This is a genomic window from Rhodococcus sp. G-MC3, from assembly GCF_030063335.1.
GTDB lineage: Bacteria > Actinomycetota > Actinomycetes > Mycobacteriales > Mycobacteriaceae > Rhodococcoides.
This window is the reverse complement of sequence record NZ_JASISW010000073.1, coordinates 1-1,652: the sequence shown is the minus strand read 5'-3', so window position 1 is coordinate 1,652 and position 1,652 is coordinate 1. Positions and strand designations below refer to the sequence as shown.

Annotated in this window: 1 protein-coding gene; it reads left to right on the top strand. The window is 62.9% G+C overall.

The features are described from left to right. Positions 1-69: 69 nt before the first annotated feature. Entirely contained in the window at positions 70-1,632 is a 1,563-nt protein-coding gene (locus QMK17_RS26210; protein ID WP_283512208.1) for a transposase, read from the top strand. The last annotated feature ends 20 nt before the right edge of the window (positions 1,633-1,652 follow it).

Below are 1,652 nucleotides of genomic sequence, written 5' to 3'. Positions count from 1 at the left end.
GGAGCCTGTTGCTTAATTGAGGGTGTTTCGCTCGAGTGCTGGTGGGTGCGGGTTTGAGATAATCGTGTGGTGGCGCGCGATTACCGACCTTCGAATCTGGATCAAGGGTTTTTGATCCCACCCGATATCCGGGACTGGCTCGACAACGATCACGTGGCCTGGCTGGTGATCGAGGCGGTCGCGGCGATGGACACCTCCGCGTTCCATCGCCGCCGACCCGGGCGCCGCACCAAAACCTCGATGGCCGGCCGAGCCGGCTACGACCCCGATCAGCTGCTGGCACTGCTGATCTATGCCTATGCCGTCGGGGAACGATCTTCGCGGCGGATCGAAAAACTGTGCTGGACCGACGTCGCATTCCGAGTGTTGTGCGGCAACGACATCCCCGATCACACCGTCATCGCCCGCTTCCGCGCCGAACACGACAAAGCATTCGAGAACCTGTTCACTGAGGTATTGGTGCTGTGCAAGGCCAACGGGATGGGCCGCTTCGGTGAACTCGCTCTCGACGGCACCAAAATCGCTGCGAACGCAGCCAAGGACGCCACCCGATCGGAGCAGACACTACGGAAGATGGCCCGCGAGAGCATCGACGATGCCTACCGCACCGACAAAGCCGACACCGACGCCATTCGACGTGGCCGCGACGATTCACTACCCCCGTCACTGCGCAGCGGTGAGGTTCGCACGAAGACGATCGCGGCGGCGGTGGAGAAACTCGAGGCGAACAAAGCCGCCGACATCGACGCTCGACGCGCTGCCGATCCGAACGGCAAGGACGAGATCACCACAGCCGACGAACGCGTCACCGCCGCCGAAGGCAAGTACGAGCAGGCGGTCACCGTCCACCGAGCGAGCGTCGATCGCTGGCAGTCCCGGGTCGATGCAGGTGTTCGTCCTGGTCGGAAACCGAAATCAGCGCAGGACACCTCACGAGTGAAGTACGCTGCCTGCCGGCTCGAACGAGCCAGGGACACAGCGCTGGCGGTGCGGACACCGAAGTCCGAAGGTGGCCGGGGCAAGAATTACCGGATCAATCTCACCGACCCGGATTCTGCGTTGATGAAAACTCGCGGTGGGTTCGTGCAAGGGTTCAACGCGCAGTTAATGGTGTCCTCGGACTACCTCATCGTCGCCTGCCACGCCAGCGCCGACGGCACCGATATGCAGTCGTACGTCCCGATGGTCGCTGCTGCCGAAGCGGTTCTCGAGTCGGTATGGGGTGCAGACGGGAAAAAGAAGATCGGCACCGTCCTCGCCGATGCCGGATACTGCTCGGTCGCCAATCTCACCGCCGAGGGACCACATCGATTGATTGCCACCGACTCTCGACGTCACCGAGCGCGCACGGAACCTGAGAACGCGAACACCGATACCTCTGAACACAAGTCCCCGGAAGTTGCTGCGATGCGGGAGTATCTGACAACCGAGGACGGTCACGCCCGGTACATCCGGCGTGGGGCGTTGGTCGAACCGGTCAATGCGCATCTCAAGGACCGACGAGGTCTACGGCAGTTCGCCAGACGCGGACTCGGCGCTGTCAACGCCGAACTCACCCTCGCCGCGGCGGTGACCAACCTCCAACGACTGTTCACCACCAAGAACATCACCCGAGGCGCACTGCTCGCCTGATCGGCACGGGCCCTGCGGGC